General features: G+C 36.6%; 11 protein-coding genes. All 11 read left to right on the forward strand.

All coding sequences use genetic code 11. The features are described 5' to 3' along the window. The first annotated feature begins 15 nt into the window (after window positions 1–15). On the forward strand, window positions 16–1497 hold the full coding sequence (locus tag IPZ78_RS05620; protein ID WP_225552016.1) for a xylulokinase: 1482 nt from the start codon (window positions 16–18) through the stop codon (window positions 1495–1497). 6 nt (window positions 1498–1503) lie between these two features. Beyond that, the gene (gene xylA / locus IPZ78_RS05625) at window positions 1504–2832 is read left to right on the forward strand and encodes a xylose isomerase (protein WP_225552017.1); all 1329 of its coding nucleotides are present in this window, start codon (window positions 1504–1506) and stop codon (window positions 2830–2832) included. Between the two features lie 176 nt (window positions 2833–3008). Further along, on the forward strand, window positions 3009–4571 hold the full coding sequence (locus IPZ78_RS05630) for a glycoside hydrolase family 43 protein (RefSeq protein ID WP_225552018.1): 1563 nt from the start codon (window positions 3009–3011) through the stop codon (window positions 4569–4571). Window positions 4572–4601: 30 nt separating this feature from the next. Then, window positions 4602–6005: a glycoside hydrolase family 43 protein gene (locus IPZ78_RS05635; protein WP_225552019.1), complete on the forward strand. Its 1404-nt coding sequence runs from the start codon at window positions 4602–4604 to the stop codon at window positions 6003–6005. Further along, window positions 6006–7376 carry a glycoside hydrolase family 43 protein gene (locus tag IPZ78_RS05640; RefSeq protein ID WP_225552020.1) on the forward strand — a complete coding sequence of 457 codons (1371 nt, stop codon included), beginning with the start codon at window positions 6006–6008 and terminating at the stop codon, window positions 7374–7376. It begins immediately after the preceding gene. 1 nt (window position 7377) lies between these two features. After that, window positions 7378–8745: a glycoside hydrolase family 43 protein gene (locus tag IPZ78_RS05645; RefSeq protein ID WP_225552021.1), complete on the forward strand. Its 1368-nt coding sequence runs from the start codon at window positions 7378–7380 to the stop codon at window positions 8743–8745. Window positions 8746–8772: 27 nt separating this feature from the next. After that, window positions 8773–10635, forward strand: coding sequence for a sialate O-acetylesterase (locus IPZ78_RS05650; protein ID WP_225552022.1), 1863 nt, complete (start codon window positions 8773–8775; stop codon window positions 10633–10635). Between the two features lie 11 nt (window positions 10636–10646). Then, window positions 10647–12746 (forward strand): glycoside hydrolase family protein, encoded by a 2100-nt coding sequence (locus tag IPZ78_RS05655; RefSeq protein WP_225552023.1) that lies wholly within the window; start codon window positions 10647–10649, stop codon window positions 12744–12746. A 283-nt stretch (window positions 12747–13029) separates the two neighbouring features. Next, window positions 13030–15519: a glycosyl hydrolase 115 family protein gene (locus IPZ78_RS05660; RefSeq protein ID WP_225552024.1), complete on the forward strand. Its 2490-nt coding sequence runs from the start codon at window positions 13030–13032 to the stop codon at window positions 15517–15519. An 18-nt stretch (window positions 15520–15537) separates the two neighbouring features. Then, on the forward strand, window positions 15538–16950 hold the full coding sequence (locus IPZ78_RS05665) for an MFS transporter (RefSeq protein WP_225552025.1): 1413 nt from the start codon (window positions 15538–15540) through the stop codon (window positions 16948–16950). A 17-nt stretch (window positions 16951–16967) separates the two neighbouring features. Beyond that, entirely contained in the window at window positions 16968–18116 is a 1149-nt protein-coding gene (locus IPZ78_RS05670) for an endo-1,4-beta-xylanase (RefSeq protein WP_225552026.1), read from the forward strand. Window positions 18117–18136: the final 20 nt, after the last annotated feature.

Genomic DNA, 18136 nt, shown 5'->3' on the forward strand with positions numbered 1-18136 from the left:
GCAGGGCATAATTATATGTTATTATTAGGAATAGATTTAGGCACATCTTCCATCAAAGTATCAGTTATTGATGCGCAAACAAATAAGAAGATTGCATCGACACAATATCCAGAATCGGAAGCAGCAATCTTATCCGAACAACCCGGATGGGCTGAGCAAGATCCGCAATCGTGGTGGAATTATACAAAACTTGCGATTCAGAAATTGAATGCTTTAGGTGTATATAATCCCAAAAATATAGGAGCTATAGGTATTGCTTACCAAATGCATGGCCTAGTAGTCGTGGACAAAAATCTTCAACCGCTACGTAATTCTATTATTTGGTGTGATAGTAGAGCGGTAGAGATTGGTAATAAAGCATTTTCTACCTTGAATGCACATGGTTTTTTGGAATCACATTTGAATTCTCCAGGAAATTTTACCGCATCCAAATTAGCTTGGGTAAAGGAAAATGAGCCTCATACTTATGAAAAAATCTATAAGTTCATGTTACCAGGGGACTATCTAAGCATTTGTTTTACAGGTGAAATCAATTCCAATATTAGTTCCATATCCGAAGGTATTCTTTGGGATTTTAAAAGTAAATCTATATCCGAAACTTTGTTAAGTCATTATGGGATTTCAGCAGAAATGGTTCCTGAACTATTACCTGTTTTCGGTAATTACGGTAGAGTAAAAGCTGATATAGCTGAAGAATTGGGCCTGTCAACGGAAGCTATAGTAAGCTATAAGGCTGGCGATCAGCCTAATAACGCGCTGTCGTTGAATGTATTTGAAGCGGGGGAAGTAGCTGCTACAGCAGGTACTTCTGGTGTTATATATGCAGTGACAGATCAATTAGCATATGATCAACAATCTAGAGTGAACACGTTCGCACATGTAACCCATGAAAATGAAAAACCCAACTTAGGGGTACTGCTTTGTATCAATGGAACTGGCATTCAAAATAGTTGGATTAAAAAGAACACTGCACAATCTTATGATTATATGCAAATGAATCAATTTGCATCTGATATTTCGATAGGATCTGATGGATTGCTGTTTTTACCATTCGGAAATGGGGCTGAGCGTATGTTGAATAATCAAATGGTGCAGGCGCATATGGAGAATATTGATTTTGTACGCCATTCTACAGCTCATCTTTGGAGAGCGGCACAGGAGGGAATCGCATTTTCATTTCGATATGGGTTGGATATTTTGAGAAGCAATGGTATAACACCTCAAATTATAAAAGCAGGACATGCGAATATGTTCTTAAGTCCTGTCTTTCAGCAATCTTTTGCAGGCGTCACAAATACACCTGTTGAATTGTATGATAATGATGGAAGTGTGGGGGCAGCATTGGGTGCAGGTTTGGGTGTAGGAGTTTTTAAAAACCGTAATGAGGCGTTTGCTGGTTTGGAGAAGCATGCTACTATTGAGCCATCTCATGTAGCCCTGTACGATGAATTATATGAAAATTGGAAAAAAAGCTTAATCAAGAAACTAATAAATTAAGAGAAAATGAAAATTTTAGTAGGAAATCAAGAGTATTTCAAAAACATTGGTCAAATAAAATTTGAAGGATTAGAATCTGACAATCCATTAGCATTTCGTTGGTATGATGCGAATCGCGTTGTCGCTGGAAAAACAATGGCAGAGCATTTTAAATTTGCATGTGCCTATTGGCATTCTTTCAATGGAAATGGTTCTGATCCATTTGGAGGCCCAACACAATTTTTTCCTTGGGATGTGAAATCTAATGTATTGGATAGAGCAAAGGATAAAATGGATGCTGCTTTTGAGTTTATGACCAAAATGCAATTGCCTTACTATTGTTTTCATGATGTGGATTTGATCGATTACAGTGATAATATTGCTGAAAATGAGAAGCATTTAGATGCGATCACATCTTATGCACAAGAGAAGCAAAAACAATCTGGTATTCAGTTGTTATGGGGTACAGCCAATTTATTTAGTCACCACCGCTATATGAATGGTGCGTCTACAAATCCGGATTTCCATGTTGTAGCACATGCTGGTGCACAGGTAAAGGCTGCAATTGATGCTACTATAAAGTTGGGAGGAGAGAATTATGTATTTTGGGGTGGTAGAGAAGGTTATATGTCTCTATTGAACACAAATATGAAACGCGAACAAGATCATTTGGCTCGTTTCTTACATATGGCAAAAGATTACGCAAGAAAAAATGGATTTAAAGGAACATTCTTCATCGAACCGAAACCATGTGAACCATCAAAACATCAATATGATTATGACGCGGCTACAGTGATTGGTTTCTTAAGAAAATATGATTTGTTGAATGATTTTAAATTAAATCTAGAAGTAAACCATGCTACATTAGCAGGACACACGTTTCAGCACGAGTTGCAAGTTGCTGTAGATGCAGGTTTGTTAGGTTCTATCGATGCAAACCGTGGTGATTATCAAAATGGATGGGATACGGATCAATTTCCTAATGATTTGAATGAATTGACGGAATCCATGTTGATTATTCTCGAAGGTGGTGGATTAAAAGGTGGTGGTGTTAATTTTGATGCTAAAATCAGGAGAAATTCAACCAGCCCAGAAGATTTGTTCTATGCTCATATTGGTGGAATGGATAATTTCGCTCGTGCTTTAGTTATAGCGGATAATATTTTGCAAAAATCAGATTACAAATCTATTCGTCAATCGCGTTATTCAAGTTTCGATAACGGAGCAGGTTTTGATTTTGAAAGCGGTAGATTAGGGCTAGAAGATTTAAGAAATTATGCTGTACAAAATGGCGAACCAAATTTAGTCTCAGGAAGACAAGAGTATTTGGAAAATGTAATTAATAGATTCATTTAAGATAAAATTTTTCACAACCCATTATTGGATTTATTGTAAATAACGGGTTGTGAAATTGTTGATTATCAAGGTTTTTAATAGACGGATTGTAATAAATAAGTTAGAGTAATTGATACACAAAAAATAAATGTTCATTTGACATTTATTTTTATAACCAATATAAAACCCAAATTATCATGATTTTTAAAGCTTCAATAGTAAGGCTATGTTTAGTGATTGCTTTTTTTGTAAATAGCTTTGTTTTTGCTCAGAAAGCAACAAATCCAATCATTTTTGCTGATGTTCCAGATTTGTCAATGATTCGTGTAGGTGATTCCTACTATATGAGTAGTACAACCATGCATATGAATCCTGGCGTACCCATAATGAAATCCAAAGATTTAGTGAATTGGCGTGTTATTGGCTATTGCCACGCGTCTTTACAAGACATGGATGAATTGAATTTGGACAATGGCAAAAGTACCTACGGAAGGGGGACATGGGCAAGTAGTATTCGATACCATAATGGAATTTATTATGTGAGTACCTTCGCTCAGACGACAGGAAAAACGTATATCTATACGACAAAAGATATTGATAAAGGAGATTGGAAGGTACATGAGTTTTCACCTTCATTACATGATCATACTTTGTTTTTTGAAAACGATAAAATATACATGATTTGGGGTGGTGGCAAAATTAACATTGTGGAGATTAAATCAGATTTGTCTGGTATTAAGCCTGAAACACAACGTGTACTTATCGAAAATGCAACTGCACCTAGTATGCCTGAAGGCAAATCTGGTGGACTTCCAGCCGAGGGTTCCCAACTGTTCAAGGTAAATGGAAAATATTATTTATTAAATATTTCATGGCCTCCAGGTGGTATGCGTACCGTAATTGTTCATAAAGCAGATAAACTTGATGGTCCTTACGAGGGACGTGTCATGTTGCAAGATAAGGGAGTCGCACAAGGTGGTTTGATTGATATGCCGAATGGTAAATGGTTTGCTTATTTATTCCAAGATTATGGAGCGGTAGGACGTATTCCATTCATGGTGCCTGTAGAGTGGAAAGACGGTTGGCCAATTATAGGTATTGATGGTAAAGTTCCAATGGAATTAGATCTACCAGCGAGCAAAGGTTTGATTCCACATATTGTGAGCTCTGATGAGTTTAATAGAAATATAGGCGATGCAGATTTGCCATTGGTATGGCAATGGAATCACAATCCAGCCAATGACCTTTGGTCTGTTAGTGAGCGTGTGGGGTATTTACGTTTAAAAACAGGAAGATTAGATAATAATTTTTTACAAGCTCGTAATACGTTGACACAACGCACTATTGGACCTACTTGTATTGGGGCGACTTCATTGGATGTGTCCAATATGAAAGATGGTGATTTCGCTGGTTTATCTCTTCTTCAGAAAAATTATGGTTTAGTAGGTGTTCGTATTGTAGGGAATAAAAAAACAATTGTAATGGTAAATGGGACAACAGGTATTCCTGAAGAAGTAGCGAATGTTCCATTGGACCAAAATATAGTTCATTTTAAAGCTGAATGTGATTTTACCAATAAAAAAGATGTAGCAAACTTTTTCTATAGTTTGGACGGATCAGATTGGAAACCTATTGGTACTACATTAAAGATGGCATATACGATTCCTCATTTTATGGGTTACCGATTTGGATTATTTAATTATGCGACTAAAAATATTGGTGGGTATGCAGATTTTGATTATTTCCATATCAATCAATAATCAAAACTAAATCAATTATAATCTTTCATTATGATAAAGCATTTTGTTGTGACTGCGCTAATATGCGGTTATGCAAGTATAGAATTATTGGCACAAAATCCTATAGTACAAACTAATTATACACCAGACCCAGCACCTATGGTCTATAAGGATAGAGTATATGTGTATGCAGGAGATGACATACCAGGATTTGATTTCTATTATATGACCAAATGGAGATTGTATTCTTCAGCTGATATGGTCAATTGGACGGATCATGGTGTTCCATTGGCATTAGAAGATTTTAGTTGGGCAATAGATAGGGCTTGGGCAGCACAATGTGTTGAACGTAATGGAAAATTTTACTGGTATATCTGCGCACAGACGGATAAAAATAATATTGGAATTGGTGTAGCTGTTTCCGATAGTCCAACTGGACCTTTTAAGGATGCCATAGGTAAGCCTTTGGTTATGAATGGTAGTTGGGCTAATATAGATCCGACGGTACATATTGATGATGATGGACAAGCTTATATGTATTGGGGGAATGGGAGCTTGTTTTACGTGAAACTCAATGCTGATATGGTTTCTTATTCTGGAGATATTATAGAAGTCCCACAGACAGTAGAATCGTTTGGAGGAGTCAGAGGACCAAGAGGGGAAACGAACCAAACACCTCCTGCGGAGCCGAAAAAGGATATGTTTATAGAAGGGCCGTGGCTTTATAAGCGCAATAATATTTACTACCAAATGTTTGCAGGCATGGAGAAGGGAACAGAATGTTTGTCCTATTCCATAAGTGAAAGCCCAATAGGACCGTGGAAATATCAAGGTCGAATAATGGTAAATCAACCTACGAATAGTTTTACAAATCATGGTGGAATAGTTGACTTTAAAGGTAATTCTTATCTGTTTTATCATACTGGATTGCTGCCAGGTGGAGGAAGCTATGGAAGAGCTTCAGCGGTTGAAGAATTTAAATACAATCCTGACGGAACTATTCCATTAATTTCTATTTCCAAAGAAGGACCTAAACCTGTAGGCAAATTGAATTCTTATATTCGAAACGAAGCTGAAACTATCGCTTGGTCTGAAAAATGTAAAACTACGCAAGATGAAAACGTAGGCGTGTATGTCACAAGTATTCGTACTGGGGGATCTATAAAGGTACGTGAAGTCGATTTTGGTAGTACATCTCCTAAAAAGTTTAAAGCTTCACTAGCTTCTGGATTAGGCGCGGGTATATTAGAGGTTTATGTGGATAGCATCGGTGGACCTAAAGTAGCAACCCTTAAAGTTCCTCGTACTGGAGGCTGGAAAGCGTGGCAAACTCTTTCGACTACAATCGAAACTCCTGTAACAGGCAAAAAAGATGTTTACTTCGCCTTCAAGGGGGAGAATCTAACTGCAGGTCGAGAGTTGTATAATTTTGATTATTGGATTTTTGAAAAATAGATGAAATTGAGAACGTTATTATATATCCAGATTACTTTTGTGTGTTTTTCTGTACAACAATTACACGCACAAAATCCTGTAATTCAAACTATGTATACAGCTGATCCAGCACCATTAGTGTATAAGGATACACTGTTCTTGTATGTTGGTAGAGATGAAGCGGAGGCTCCAAAAAATCATTATCTAATGCGTGAATATCGCTTGTTTACTACAACTGATATGGTGAATTGGACGGATAGAGGGGCGCCATTAAGAACTTCACAAATTAAGTGGTCAGTAGGCGATGCAAGTGCGGCTCAAGTTGTAGAGCGAAATGGAAAGTTTTACTGGTATATATCTACAATGAATAATACGCCAGGAAAAGGAGGTGTGTCAGTAGGCGTTATGGTAGCAGATAGTCCTCATGGACCATTTAAAGATCCACTAGGAGGTGCTTTAGTGACCAATGATATGACCACGCATGCTAAACATTCGTGGGATGATCTGGATCCTTCGGTTTTCATTGATGATGATGGACAAGCTTATCTATTTTGGGGCAATGGTGTATGTTATTGGGCAAAATTAAATCAAGATATGATTTCATTAGATGGGCCAATTCATGTATTAGATGCAAAGGATAAATCCATTTTTGGTCCAGGATTTACAGAGGCACCATGGATATACAAAAAAAATAAAATGTATTACATGCACTTCGCATCTGGTTTTCCAGAATCACTTCATTATGCAACCTCAAAAAGTATTACAGGGCCTTGGAAATACGAAAATGAGGTAATGGCCTTGGAACGAGGTAGTAATACAAATCACCCAGGGGTGATTGATTATAAAGGGAAATCATATTTTTTTTACCATAATGATGCACTACCTGCTGGACATAGTTATGCAAGATCAGTAGCTGTGGAGGAATTTCAATATGGTGCTAACGGTGAATTCCCCAAATTAAAAATGAGTGCGGGAACTATTACAGCAATGGACAATATTAATCCTTATAAAAGGGTACAGGCGGAAACTATTGCTTTTTCTGAAGGAGTTAAATCTATCGATGATAAACAAAAAGGTGTAATAATAGGTGATATTCATAACAATGATTACATCAAAGTTAGAAATGTTGATTTTGGAGAAGAGGGGGCAACGAAGTTTAATACGGAAGTATCTAGTAGATATCATGGAGGCAATATTGAAGTCCGATTAGGGTCAGTAGATGGCGAGGTTTTAGGCAGCTTGAAAGTACCCTATACTGGTGAATGGGATAATTGGAAAACAGTAAAAACTAATATTAAGAAGATTACAGGAATTCATGATTTGTTCTTTGTTTTTAAAGGAGGATCACCTCATACATTATTTTTATTTGATCACTGGCAATTTGAACATTAAGATGAAAATTATAAGGAATAAAATACTTCAAATAGTTATTGGGGTCATGGGTATAAATACAGCATTTGCCCAAAATCCAATTATTCAGACTAATTATACAGCTGATCCAGCGCCATTGGTATACAATGATAGGTTGTATGTGTATACCACACATGACGAAGATGAATCTACATGGTTCAATATGAACAACTGGCGTGTGTATTCGACTAATGACATGGTAAATTGGACAGATCATGGCGTAATCCTTTCGTATAAAAATTTTGATTGGGCTAAAGGTGATGCGTGGGCTCCTCAATGTATTGAAAAAGATGGTAAATTCTATATGTATATACCTGCTGTTTCCAAAGTAAATAATCAACCTGCTATTGGAGTTGCTGTTGCTGATAGCCCATTAGGTCCTTTTTATGATGCATTAGGAAAACCACTAGTGCAGACCGATAGGGGAGATATTGATCCTACAGTATTTATCGATGATGATGGAGAAGCACATTTGTATTGGGGTAATCCAAAACTGAAATATGTAAAATTAAATAGAGATATGATTTCATATTCGAGTAGTGTAGTCGAGGTTCCGATGGTCGAAAAGGCTTTTGGAAGGCGTGAAGGAGATGCTCAACGACCTACAGAATATGAGGAGGGGCCGTGGTTATATAAGCGCAACCAGCTATACTATCTTTTCTGGCCAGGAGGTCCATTGCCAGAATTTATTGGTTATTCTACAAGTAAAAGTCCACAAGGACCTTGGGAATATGCTGGTGTGGTAATGGCAAGAGAAGGTGGTGCATTTACGAATCACCCAGGCGTAGTAGATTTTAGAGGAAAAACTTACTTTTTTTACCACAATGCAGCTCTACCTGGAGGGTCAGGATTTACACGTTCTGTAGCAGTAGAAGAACTTAATTTTAACAAAGACGGAAGTATTTCTCCAATAAAAATGTCCAAAGGAATTACTAAAGCGCTAGCAACAGTAAATCCTTACCAACTTAATCAGGCTGAAATGATTTCGTGGTCTGAAAATGTTAAAGCATTTCAAAATGATAAAGTTGGTGTATTTGTAAAAGCTAAAAAAAATGGAGCATTCACAAGTGTCAAAAATATTGATTTTGGTAATGTAGGCGCTAAGACTTTCCATGCAAGAGTAGGTACTACACACAACGGTGGTGTTACTATGGAAGTTCGTTCAGGAGCTGTCGATGGAATATTATTAGGTACTGTAAAAATACCAATGACTGGAGGAGATGATCGTTGGGATGTGGTGAATGTGACATTAGATAGCGCAATAAAAGGAATACATGATTTGTATTTTGTATTCAATGGTAAGGCACAGTCAAATATTATGTTTTTTGATTATTGGCGATTTGGTAATTAATCATACAGCGGTTTAAAAATAAGTCAAATGAGAATATCCATTTTATTTCTTGTTGCGCTCTGTCAAATACAGCTTTTATTTGCTGCTATACGCTTGCCTTCTTTGGTTGGTGATAAAATGCTATTGCAGCGTGATGCAGAACTCAAAATTTGGGGTTGGGCAGACCCTAACGAAAAGGTAACCGTTCGTTTTGCCGGAAAATATATTTATACGGAAGCTGACAAAAAGGGTAATTGGTATGTGTTATTGCCAGCACAGCAAGCAGGCGGGCCGCATGTGATGGAAATAAATGAAATCATTATTCGTGATATTTTGATCGGTGATGTCTGGCTATGTTCTGGTCAATCCAATATGGAAACACCTATCATAAGATTATTAGAGAAGTATCCCGAAATAAATATTTCCAATAATCACATGATACGGTATTTCAAAGTGTCTACACAGCAGACAGTTCAATCTGTTCAAGATGATATTCCTAATGGTGGAAAGTGGTTCTCTGCTGTAGCATCAGAAGTTACTAATTGGACTGCGTTGGCTTATTTTTATGCTCAGGAAGCCTACAACCATACAAAAGTTCCTCAAGGGATGTTGGTTTCTAGTCTTGGAGGATCAGCCATAGAAAGTTGGATCAGCCAAGACCATTTGAAAGAATTTCCAAATCTAATCTTGGATAGAGTCGCTTTAGATAGTCTTCGATATGTGGAGAAAGATCATGGTGTACATACTTGGATACAGAATGACTGGGATGACTCAAATTGGTTAGATTTTAATCTGCCCGGGACTTTGCGTTCACAAGGTATACGAAATAGAGGTGTGGTTTATTTTAGAAAAAGTATAGCTATCCCTGAAAGCAAAGAAGGTCGACATGGTCGACTATATCTTGGGACGATGACGGATAGTGACTCCGTATTCATAAATGGCAAGTTCATAGGCTCAACTTCATACATGTATCCTCCTCGCGTCTATGATATTCCGGCAGGTATTCTCAAAGCAGGTAAAAATACTATTACGATAAGATTGCGTTCAAATAGTAGAAATGGAGAATTCATAGCGGATAAAGAATACAAGCTGAAAGTTGATGATTTTGAGGTTGGTTTAACAGGGCTTTGGAAATATAAACAGGGACTAAATTTGGATGCAGGTACATCATACAAATCTAGGCTGCGAAATATGAGTGTCGCTGGATCGGGCTTATATAATGGAATGATTTACCCATTGAAAAATTATAGCATTAAGGGGGTGGTATGGTATCAAGGAGAATCAAATGCTGGACAAGATAATTATGCACGTTACCTGGAGCTACTAATAGCTAATTGGAGAACATTGTGGAATAATGAAAAACTACCTTTTTTATTAGTTCAACTTCCAAATTTTATGCAGAAAAATGATATGCCTTCCGAGTCTGGATGGGCTAAAATTCGTGAAGCACAATTCAAAATTTCTAAAATTATACCACATACAGCACTTGCTGTAACATACGATACAGGTGAATGGAATGATATTCACCCGTTGAATAAAAAGGATATTGCAGAAAGGCTTTTTTTAGGTGCTAGGAAAATAGTTTATAATGAAAAAGTTGTGCACTCAGGTCCACAGTTTCAAAATTACACCATCGATAAAGACAAGATTATCTTAACATTTGAGACTTTAGGTGCTGGACTAAAGACTAATGATGGTCAAATGTTACGGCAGTTCGCTATAGCCAATGAAAGCAAAAAATTCTTTTGGGCGAACGCTGTTATCAAGGGAAATAAAATAATTGTATCACACCCTGAAATTAAAGAACCAAAAGCAGTGCGGTATGCATGGGCAGATAATCCGGAGGAGGCAAATTTAATCAATCATGAAGGGTTATTAGCTTCTCCGTTTAGAACAGATAATTGGGAATAAATCAATTCGATATGAAAATACATAAATATACATTTAGAAAGAAAATGGCTTTGTTATTAGGTTCTACTTTCGCTTTGCTTACGATGGCAGAAGCGCAGGTAGGAAGTACAACATTACAGCCAAGTAAAGCAGCTACAACCAAATTTGTACATAAAGCTGCTGGTAACCCTTATTTACCACTGTGGGAGCATATACCAGATGGTGAACCACGTGTTTTTGAGGATCCTGATCGACCGGGTAAGTTTCGTGCCTATATCATTGGGTCACATGATTTGCGCATGACAAGTTATTGTGGACCAGATATTCGAATGTGGTCAGCACCAGTAGAGGATTTGTCTAGTTGGAGAGATGAGGGTGCTATTTTTACGTATCAAATAGATGGTAAATGGGATGTTATGTATGCTCCAGATCTTGTCGAAGTAAAAAGAAGAAATGGCAAAAAGGAATATTATTTGTACCCTCATAGTAGGGGGCAACATCGTGAAGCCATGGTGGCCAAGAGTGATCGACCTGATGGACCTTTTAAACCAATAAATTTGACCGACGACGGTCGAAGAACTTTACCTGGGAGTATACTTGGATTTGACCCGGCTGTTTACATCGAACAAATAGATGATCCTAAAGATCCTGATTATGAGATTGGTTTTAGAGCTTATGCATATTGGGGATTTCAAAGGTCATTAGCAACAGAACTAGATCAAAATACATTGTATTCCGTTCGTCCAGAAAGAAAAGTAATCGATCGTTTTATTCCTGCTAGTGCACGATATGGCGTGTTGAGAGATCCTGAGGGGACAATATATCCACATATTTTAAAAGGGGAAGATTTAGGTTCATTTAATTTTTTTGAAGCATCATCTATTCGTAAGGTGGGAAATAAATTCGTTTCTGTATATAGCGGATACTCTGGCCCAGAGTACGGTATGGGCAGTTCAAATTCAACATTACGCTATTTAGTAGGGGATTCGCCATTAGGACCATGGAAAAGTGGTGGTGTATTGGTGGATTCAAGAGGGCCGGTGCTTAATGAAAATGGCACTGGTTTAATAGGAACAAATGGAGGTCATAATACACACGGGAGTATTGAACTTATCAATGGTCAATGGTACGTGTTCTATCATCGTCCACCGCGCAATTTTGGTTTTGCACGTCAAGCAGTAGTAGCCCCAGTAAAAATAGAATGGGATGAAAAATCTGTTGCTGATGGTGGTACTGTTCGTATTCGTGCATTTAATCCATATGGTGAAAATAATATTTGGACAGCAAAAGATAAATCAGGAAATGAGTATAAAGGTGCTGAAGTGACATCTGAAGGTTTTCATATGTATGGATTAGATCCTTATCAATACTATTCAGCAGGTTATGCGAGCTATTTGTCAGATGTTAGTAGCCAACAGGATTCATGGGATATCTGGGACAATCATATGCCAATCAATGTGAAAAATGGAAATATTATTGGTTATAAATATTTTGGATTCGGTGGATTGGATAAAGATAAGTTTGGGCTTAAAGCATTTAAAGGAGTACAAAAAGGAAATAATACGGCATTTAATCTTTTTCTTATTCCAAAAACAAAGAAATCATTTAAAGTTAATGTATGGTTAGATGGTCCGTGGGCGAATGATACATGGAAAGGAACAAAAATCGGTGAGATCTTAGTGCCAGCAAATACACATGGAAAGGAACAGAAATTCACCTTAGATGTAGCAAAATTCGTAGATAATTTAAATAATAAGCATGCTGTTTTCTTAGTAGCTGAAGGGGAAGATGGAGAAATGCTATGTGAATTGAGTGGATTGGGATTCAGTTCCAAAAGTAAAAAAATTGATAGGCCAAAAGTTCCAAGCGCGAATATTTTAATCAATGGCAAAGCGATTGAATTACCTAAAACTCCAGTTAGATCTACAGAAGCGAATGGTATAATTGATTATAATACCTACGAAGCAAAAGTTACAGTTAATACGACTGAAGTTCCAAAAGTATCGGCTACATCGGATAGCAAAAATGTAAAAATCGTAATTAGTCAAGCTAAGAATAAAAATGAATCAGCTGTTGTAAAATTTGATTACAATGGTGTAGTGAAAACATACCATATAAATTTTGCTCCATAATTAGTTGTTATATAATTGTATCGTGAAATCGAGGGGGTATATTTGTTCTGCAAATATTCCCCTCTTTTTTGTTTGAAATTATCAAAAAGGTGATTTTAATAACATAACACGCCTTTTATCCTCCTCAATAATTACCATTTTAAACATTTTTATTCTTTAATAATACATATGTATCACTAGCTCAATCTTGGTACAGGTATTTTTACATTATGAAAGGTTAGCACAATTGCTAACGATAACTAATTGTAAACTTTATCTATTTATGTATTCGCTGAGGAGTAGTGTGAAATATTTACTGGTATTTTTTTTGGTGTCAAGTATCAATCTTTTGGAAGCACAGACGTCCAATAAAGATCGATTTGTGGTTTCACATAATGATAATGCCTATTTCCCTATTGTAACAAATAATTTGCCCCTTCCAATTGTTTTCGATGATCAAGATTGGAAAGGAGTGGTACGGGCAATTCATAATTTGAGTGATGATTTTCAGAATGTTACTTCAAATAGACCTTCGCGTGTCGTTGGGAAATATTCCATAATAATTGGTACAGTAGGTCAATCAAAATATATAGATCAACTTGTTAAAAACCAAAAAATTAATAAGGGGGATTTACAATCTAAAAATGAAAAATTCATTATTCAAGTTGTTTCTAATCCTATAGAAGGAGTCGACAAGGCTTTAGTCATTGCGGGAAGTGATAAGCGAGGTACTATTTATGGGATATATGAATTGTCAAAACAAATTGGTGTATCCCCTTGGTATTATTGGGCAGATGTGCCAGTTGAAAAGAAATCAAATTTATATGTCATACCAGGTGCGTATACTCAAGGAGAACCTGCTGTGAAGTATAGAGGAATATTCTTAAATGATGAATATCCTGCTTTGACTAGGTGGACTAATCACACATTTGGAGGATATAATAGTAAGTTCTACGAAAAAGTCTTTGAATTGATATTAAGGTTGAAAGGAAATTTCCTATGGCCTGCGATGTGGGGGAGTGCATTTTATGACGATGATAAGGCAAATGGGGCATTAGCAGATGAAATGGGGATAGTGATGAGTACATCACATCATGAGCCATTGGCAAGAGCGCAAGATGAATGGAAACGTTATGGTAATAAGGGAGCTTGGGATTACAGTAAAAATGAAAAAGGATTAAAAGATTTTTGGCGAGGAGGAGTAGAAAGAGCAAAAGATTGGGAAACAATCTATACAATAGCAATGCGTGGTGATGGAGACGAACCCATGAGTGAAGAGCAAAATGTGAGTCTTTTAGAAAAAATAGTCAAAGATCAGCGCCAAATAATTGCTGATGTAACTAAAAAAAAGGCGTCAGAAACTCCTCAAGTTTGGGCTTTGTACAAAGAGGTGCAAGATTATTATGACAATGGAATGCGTGTGCCTGATGATGTAACACTGTTATTCTGTGATGACAACTGGGGAAATGTACGTAAACTGCCTGAATTGGACACAAAACCGCGTAAAGGTGGTTACGGAATGTACTATCATTTTGATTATGTCGGTGCTCCACGTAATTCTAAATGGTTAAATGTTAGTCAAATTTCTAGAGTGTGGGAACAGATGAATCTAACCTACGAGCATGGAGTCGATCGTATTTGGGTAGTAAATGTAGGGGATCTGAAGCCTATGGAGTATCCTATTACATTTTTTTTGGATATGGCATGGAATCCAAAACAATTTAATCCTTCAAATCTTATTAATCATACTATTTCTTGGTGTGGCGAGCAATTTGGACAAAAGCATGCTCAAGAAGCAGCGAGACTAATTGATCTGTATACAAAATATAATCATCGTGTTACACCTGAATTATTAAATCATAGGACATATAGTTTAGATAATTATAATGAATTTGAAACTGTAGTTCTTGATTATAGACAACTGTTGATTGATGCTTTTAGATTGTATAATCAACTTCCTAATCAATATAGAGATGCTTTTGATCAACTTGTATTATTTCCAATCAATGGAATGTCAAATTTATATGATTTGTATTATGCAAAGGCCAAACACGATGCATTCAGCAGAGATAAAAATATAGAGGCAAATTTTTGGGCTGATAAAGTGAAGGAACATTTTGAAAGAGACTCATTGTTAACGGTACATTTTAATAGCATCGCAAATGGCAAATGGAAGCATATGATGGATCAAGTACGTATTGGTTATCGAAGTTGGAATAATCCGCCAAATAGTATTATGCCAGCTGTCACTTATCAAGATTTACCATCTCCTAATTCAAAGGTGTTTGTAGAAAAAGATGGTTATGTCGCTATTGAAGCTGCTAATTATAATAAAGTAAATAATTCAGGAAAAGTGCATTGGGAGGAAATTCCTAACCTAGGGAAAACAATTTCCGCAATAACTACACTTCCTGTAACAGCTCCTTTGGATTCAGATGTTTATGTAGAATATAAATTATCGTTGGCTACTGCTGGAAAGCATAAGATACATGTATTGACTTCACCTACATTAAATTTTAATGCAAATAGAGGGTTGCGTTATGGAATAACAATAAATGGAGGAACTGAGATCGTACATAATATAAATGGACATTACAAAGGTGAGTTGGGCATGTGGCAAGCCGAACGAATAATTGATAATGTGACTGAATACAATTTTGATTCTCCAGGAGAATATACCATACGCATACGACCATTGGAACATGGTATTGTAATACAGAAAATTATTATAGACGCAGGCGGGGTAAAGCGATCTTACCTAGGTCCTCCGCAAAGTTCGACTACAGCACAATAACCAATTATAAAAATAAATATGGATAATACGGAATCATATTCGAAAAATGAATCAAAAGGCTTTTACAAGCTATCCCAAACTCAACGAATTGGTTTTGGTTCGGGAGATTTGGCTCAAAACCTAATATATCAAACAGTATCTATGTATCTGTTGATATTCTATACTAATGTTTTTGGTATTTCTGCCGCTGCTGCAGGGGTAATGTTTTTGGTAGTACGTATTATTGATGTGATATGGGATCCTATAGTAGGTGCAATAGTAGACAAGAGCAATCCTAAACTAGGTAAATATCGTTCATATTTAGTATGGGGAGGGATTCCTCTTACTGGATTTGCTATACTTTGTTTTTGGAATGGGTTTTCAGGTTCATTGGCATATGCTTACATTACCTATGTAGGTTTGTCGATGCTTTATACGTTGATTAATGTACCCTACGGTGCGTTGAATGCATCGCTTACGCGCGATACTGATGAAATAACCAAGCTGACTTCTACACGAATGTTTATGGCAAACTTGGGTGGGCTAGCCGTTGGATACGGTGTTCCTATTATTGTCCAGTATTTTTCTCCTGATGGGAAGATTAATTCAAGTGCTTCAGGTGAGGCTTGGTTTACTACTATGACTATTTACGCACTTGTGGGCTTGGTTCTGCTGATATTTTGTTACAAGCAGACCAAAGAGCGTGTATTGATGGATGAGAAGGAAACAGAAAATGTAAAAGTTTCGGATTTGTGGGTGGAATTCAAGCATAATGGTCCGCTGCGCATATTAGCTTTTTTCTTTATTACAGCATTTGCAATGATGGCAATTGGGAATTCAGCAGGATCATATTATATGATTTATAATATTCAAGCACCCGAGATGTTACCCTATTTTATGGCTTTGGGGTCAATTCCTGCATTTATTTTCATGCCGCTTGTACCTGCCATTAAAAGAGCAATTGGTAAGAAGCAAATGTTTTATGTTTTCTTAACTATAGCAATCATAGGTATGGTCATGTTGTATATCATATCTGTGATACCTTCACTAAAATCGCAAATATGGCTTGTATTTGTTGCTCAATTCGTTAAATCTACTGGAATAATAGTAGCAACAGGATATATGTGGGCTTTAGTACCTGAGGTAATATCCTTTGGTGAATACACTACTGGAAAGCGTATTTCAGGTATTGTTAATGCGTTAACGGGTATATTTTACAAAGCAGGTATGGCGCTAGGTGGGGTAGTACCAGGATTGGTATTAGCCTATGTTCATTTTGATAAAGATAATGTATTAGAGCAATCTGAATTTGCACAGCAAGGTATTCTTTGGCTTGTTGTTGTCATTCCAGCTATCCTATTGATACTAGCGATGTTTATCATTTCTAAATATGAATTAGAAGATGATGTCATCGACAAAATAAACTATGAAATTGAATCAAGAAATAATTAATTAATAAATATATTTTCATGAATATAATTAAGACAATCCTATTAGTTGGTGTTGCATCTGTATGTGTCTCATGTTCATCAACAAAATCCAAATCCAATACTAGTATCTCGACAGCTACAAACAATGTGTTAAAAGATGCATATAAAGATAAATTTCATCTTGGTACAGCTCTCAATTTAGATCAAATTTGGGGAAGAAATCAAAAGGCTGTAAACGTTATTGAGTCTCATTTTAATTCTATTGTTGCAGAGAATTGTATGAAAGGTGAAGTTGTTCAGCCTCAAGAAGGAGTTTTTGATTTTAAGGACGCTGATAAATTTGTAGAATTTGGAGAAAAAAATCGAATGAAGATCATAGGGCATACGTTGATATGGCATTCTCAACCTCCGAAATGGTTTTTCACAGATAAAGATGGTAAAGATGTGAGTAGAGAGGTGATGATCGAGCGTATGCGCAAACATATTTATACCGTGGTGACAAGATATAAAGGACGTGTCCATGGCTGGGACGTTGTAAATGAGGCGATAGTAGATAATGGTGAATGGCGCAAAAGTAAATACTATCAAATTGTAGGTGAAGATTTCATTTCTTTAGCTTTCAAATTTGCACATGAAGCTGATCCTAATGTAGAATTGTATTACAATGATTATTCGACAGCTGTTCCAGCTAAGCGCGAGGGTATTTATCGAATGGTTAAGAAGTTGATTGAAGACGGTAGACGTGTGGATGGCATTGGTATGCAAGAGCATAATGGATTAGATTATCCATCTATTCAAGAAGTAGAAAATACGATAAACCGTTTTTCGAGTTTAGGAACTAAAGTGATGGTTACAGAAATGGAGATTACAGTGTTGCCAAGTGCAAGACCGAATATGGGTGCTGAAATTAGTGACCGCGAGCAATACCGTAAAGAGTTAAATCCTTATGTTGATGGATTGCCTGCTGATAAACAAAAGCAAGTTGGAGACCGTTATGTTGAGTTTTTTAAATTATTTCTTAAACATCAGGACAAAATTGATCGAGTAACTCTTTGGGGAGTAGGTGATGGTGACTCTTGGAAAAATGGATGGCCAATACCTGGTCGTAAGGATTATCCCTTGTTATTTGATCGCAACTATGATGCAAAACCATTCGTCCAAGATATTATCAATTTAGTCAAAAAATAAATCACACATTAACTAGAAGA

Source organism: Sphingobacterium bovistauri, assembly GCF_020295405.1.
GTDB classification, from domain to species: Bacteria; Bacteroidota; Bacteroidia; order Sphingobacteriales; family Sphingobacteriaceae; genus Sphingobacterium; species Sphingobacterium bovistauri.

Excerpts from the sequence above, each read along its gene's own strand:
- IPZ78_RS05620 (WP_225552016.1), top strand. The coding sequence starts at position 16 with ATGTTATTATTAGGAATAGATTTAGGCACATCTTCCATCAAAGTATCA.
- xylA (WP_225552017.1), top strand. The coding sequence starts at position 1,504 with ATGAAAATTTTAGTAGGAAATCAAGAGTATTTCAAAAACATTGGTCAA.
- IPZ78_RS05640 (WP_225552020.1), top strand. The coding sequence starts at position 6,006 with ATGAAATTGAGAACGTTATTATATATCCAGATTACTTTTGTGTGTTTT.
- IPZ78_RS05635 (WP_225552019.1), top strand. The coding sequence starts at position 4,602 with ATGATAAAGCATTTTGTTGTGACTGCGCTAATATGCGGTTATGCAAGT.
- IPZ78_RS05650 (WP_225552022.1), top strand. The coding sequence starts at position 8,773 with ATGAGAATATCCATTTTATTTCTTGTTGCGCTCTGTCAAATACAGCTT.
- IPZ78_RS05665 (WP_225552025.1), top strand. The coding sequence starts at position 15,538 with ATGGATAATACGGAATCATATTCGAAAAATGAATCAAAAGGCTTTTAC.
- IPZ78_RS05670 (WP_225552026.1), top strand. The coding sequence starts at position 16,968 with ATGAATATAATTAAGACAATCCTATTAGTTGGTGTTGCATCTGTATGT.
- IPZ78_RS05645 (WP_225552021.1), top strand. The coding sequence starts at position 7,378 with ATGAAAATTATAAGGAATAAAATACTTCAAATAGTTATTGGGGTCATG.
- IPZ78_RS05655 (WP_225552023.1), top strand. The coding sequence starts at position 10,647 with ATGAAAATACATAAATATACATTTAGAAAGAAAATGGCTTTGTTATTA.
- IPZ78_RS05630 (WP_225552018.1), top strand. The coding sequence starts at position 3,009 with ATGATTTTTAAAGCTTCAATAGTAAGGCTATGTTTAGTGATTGCTTTT.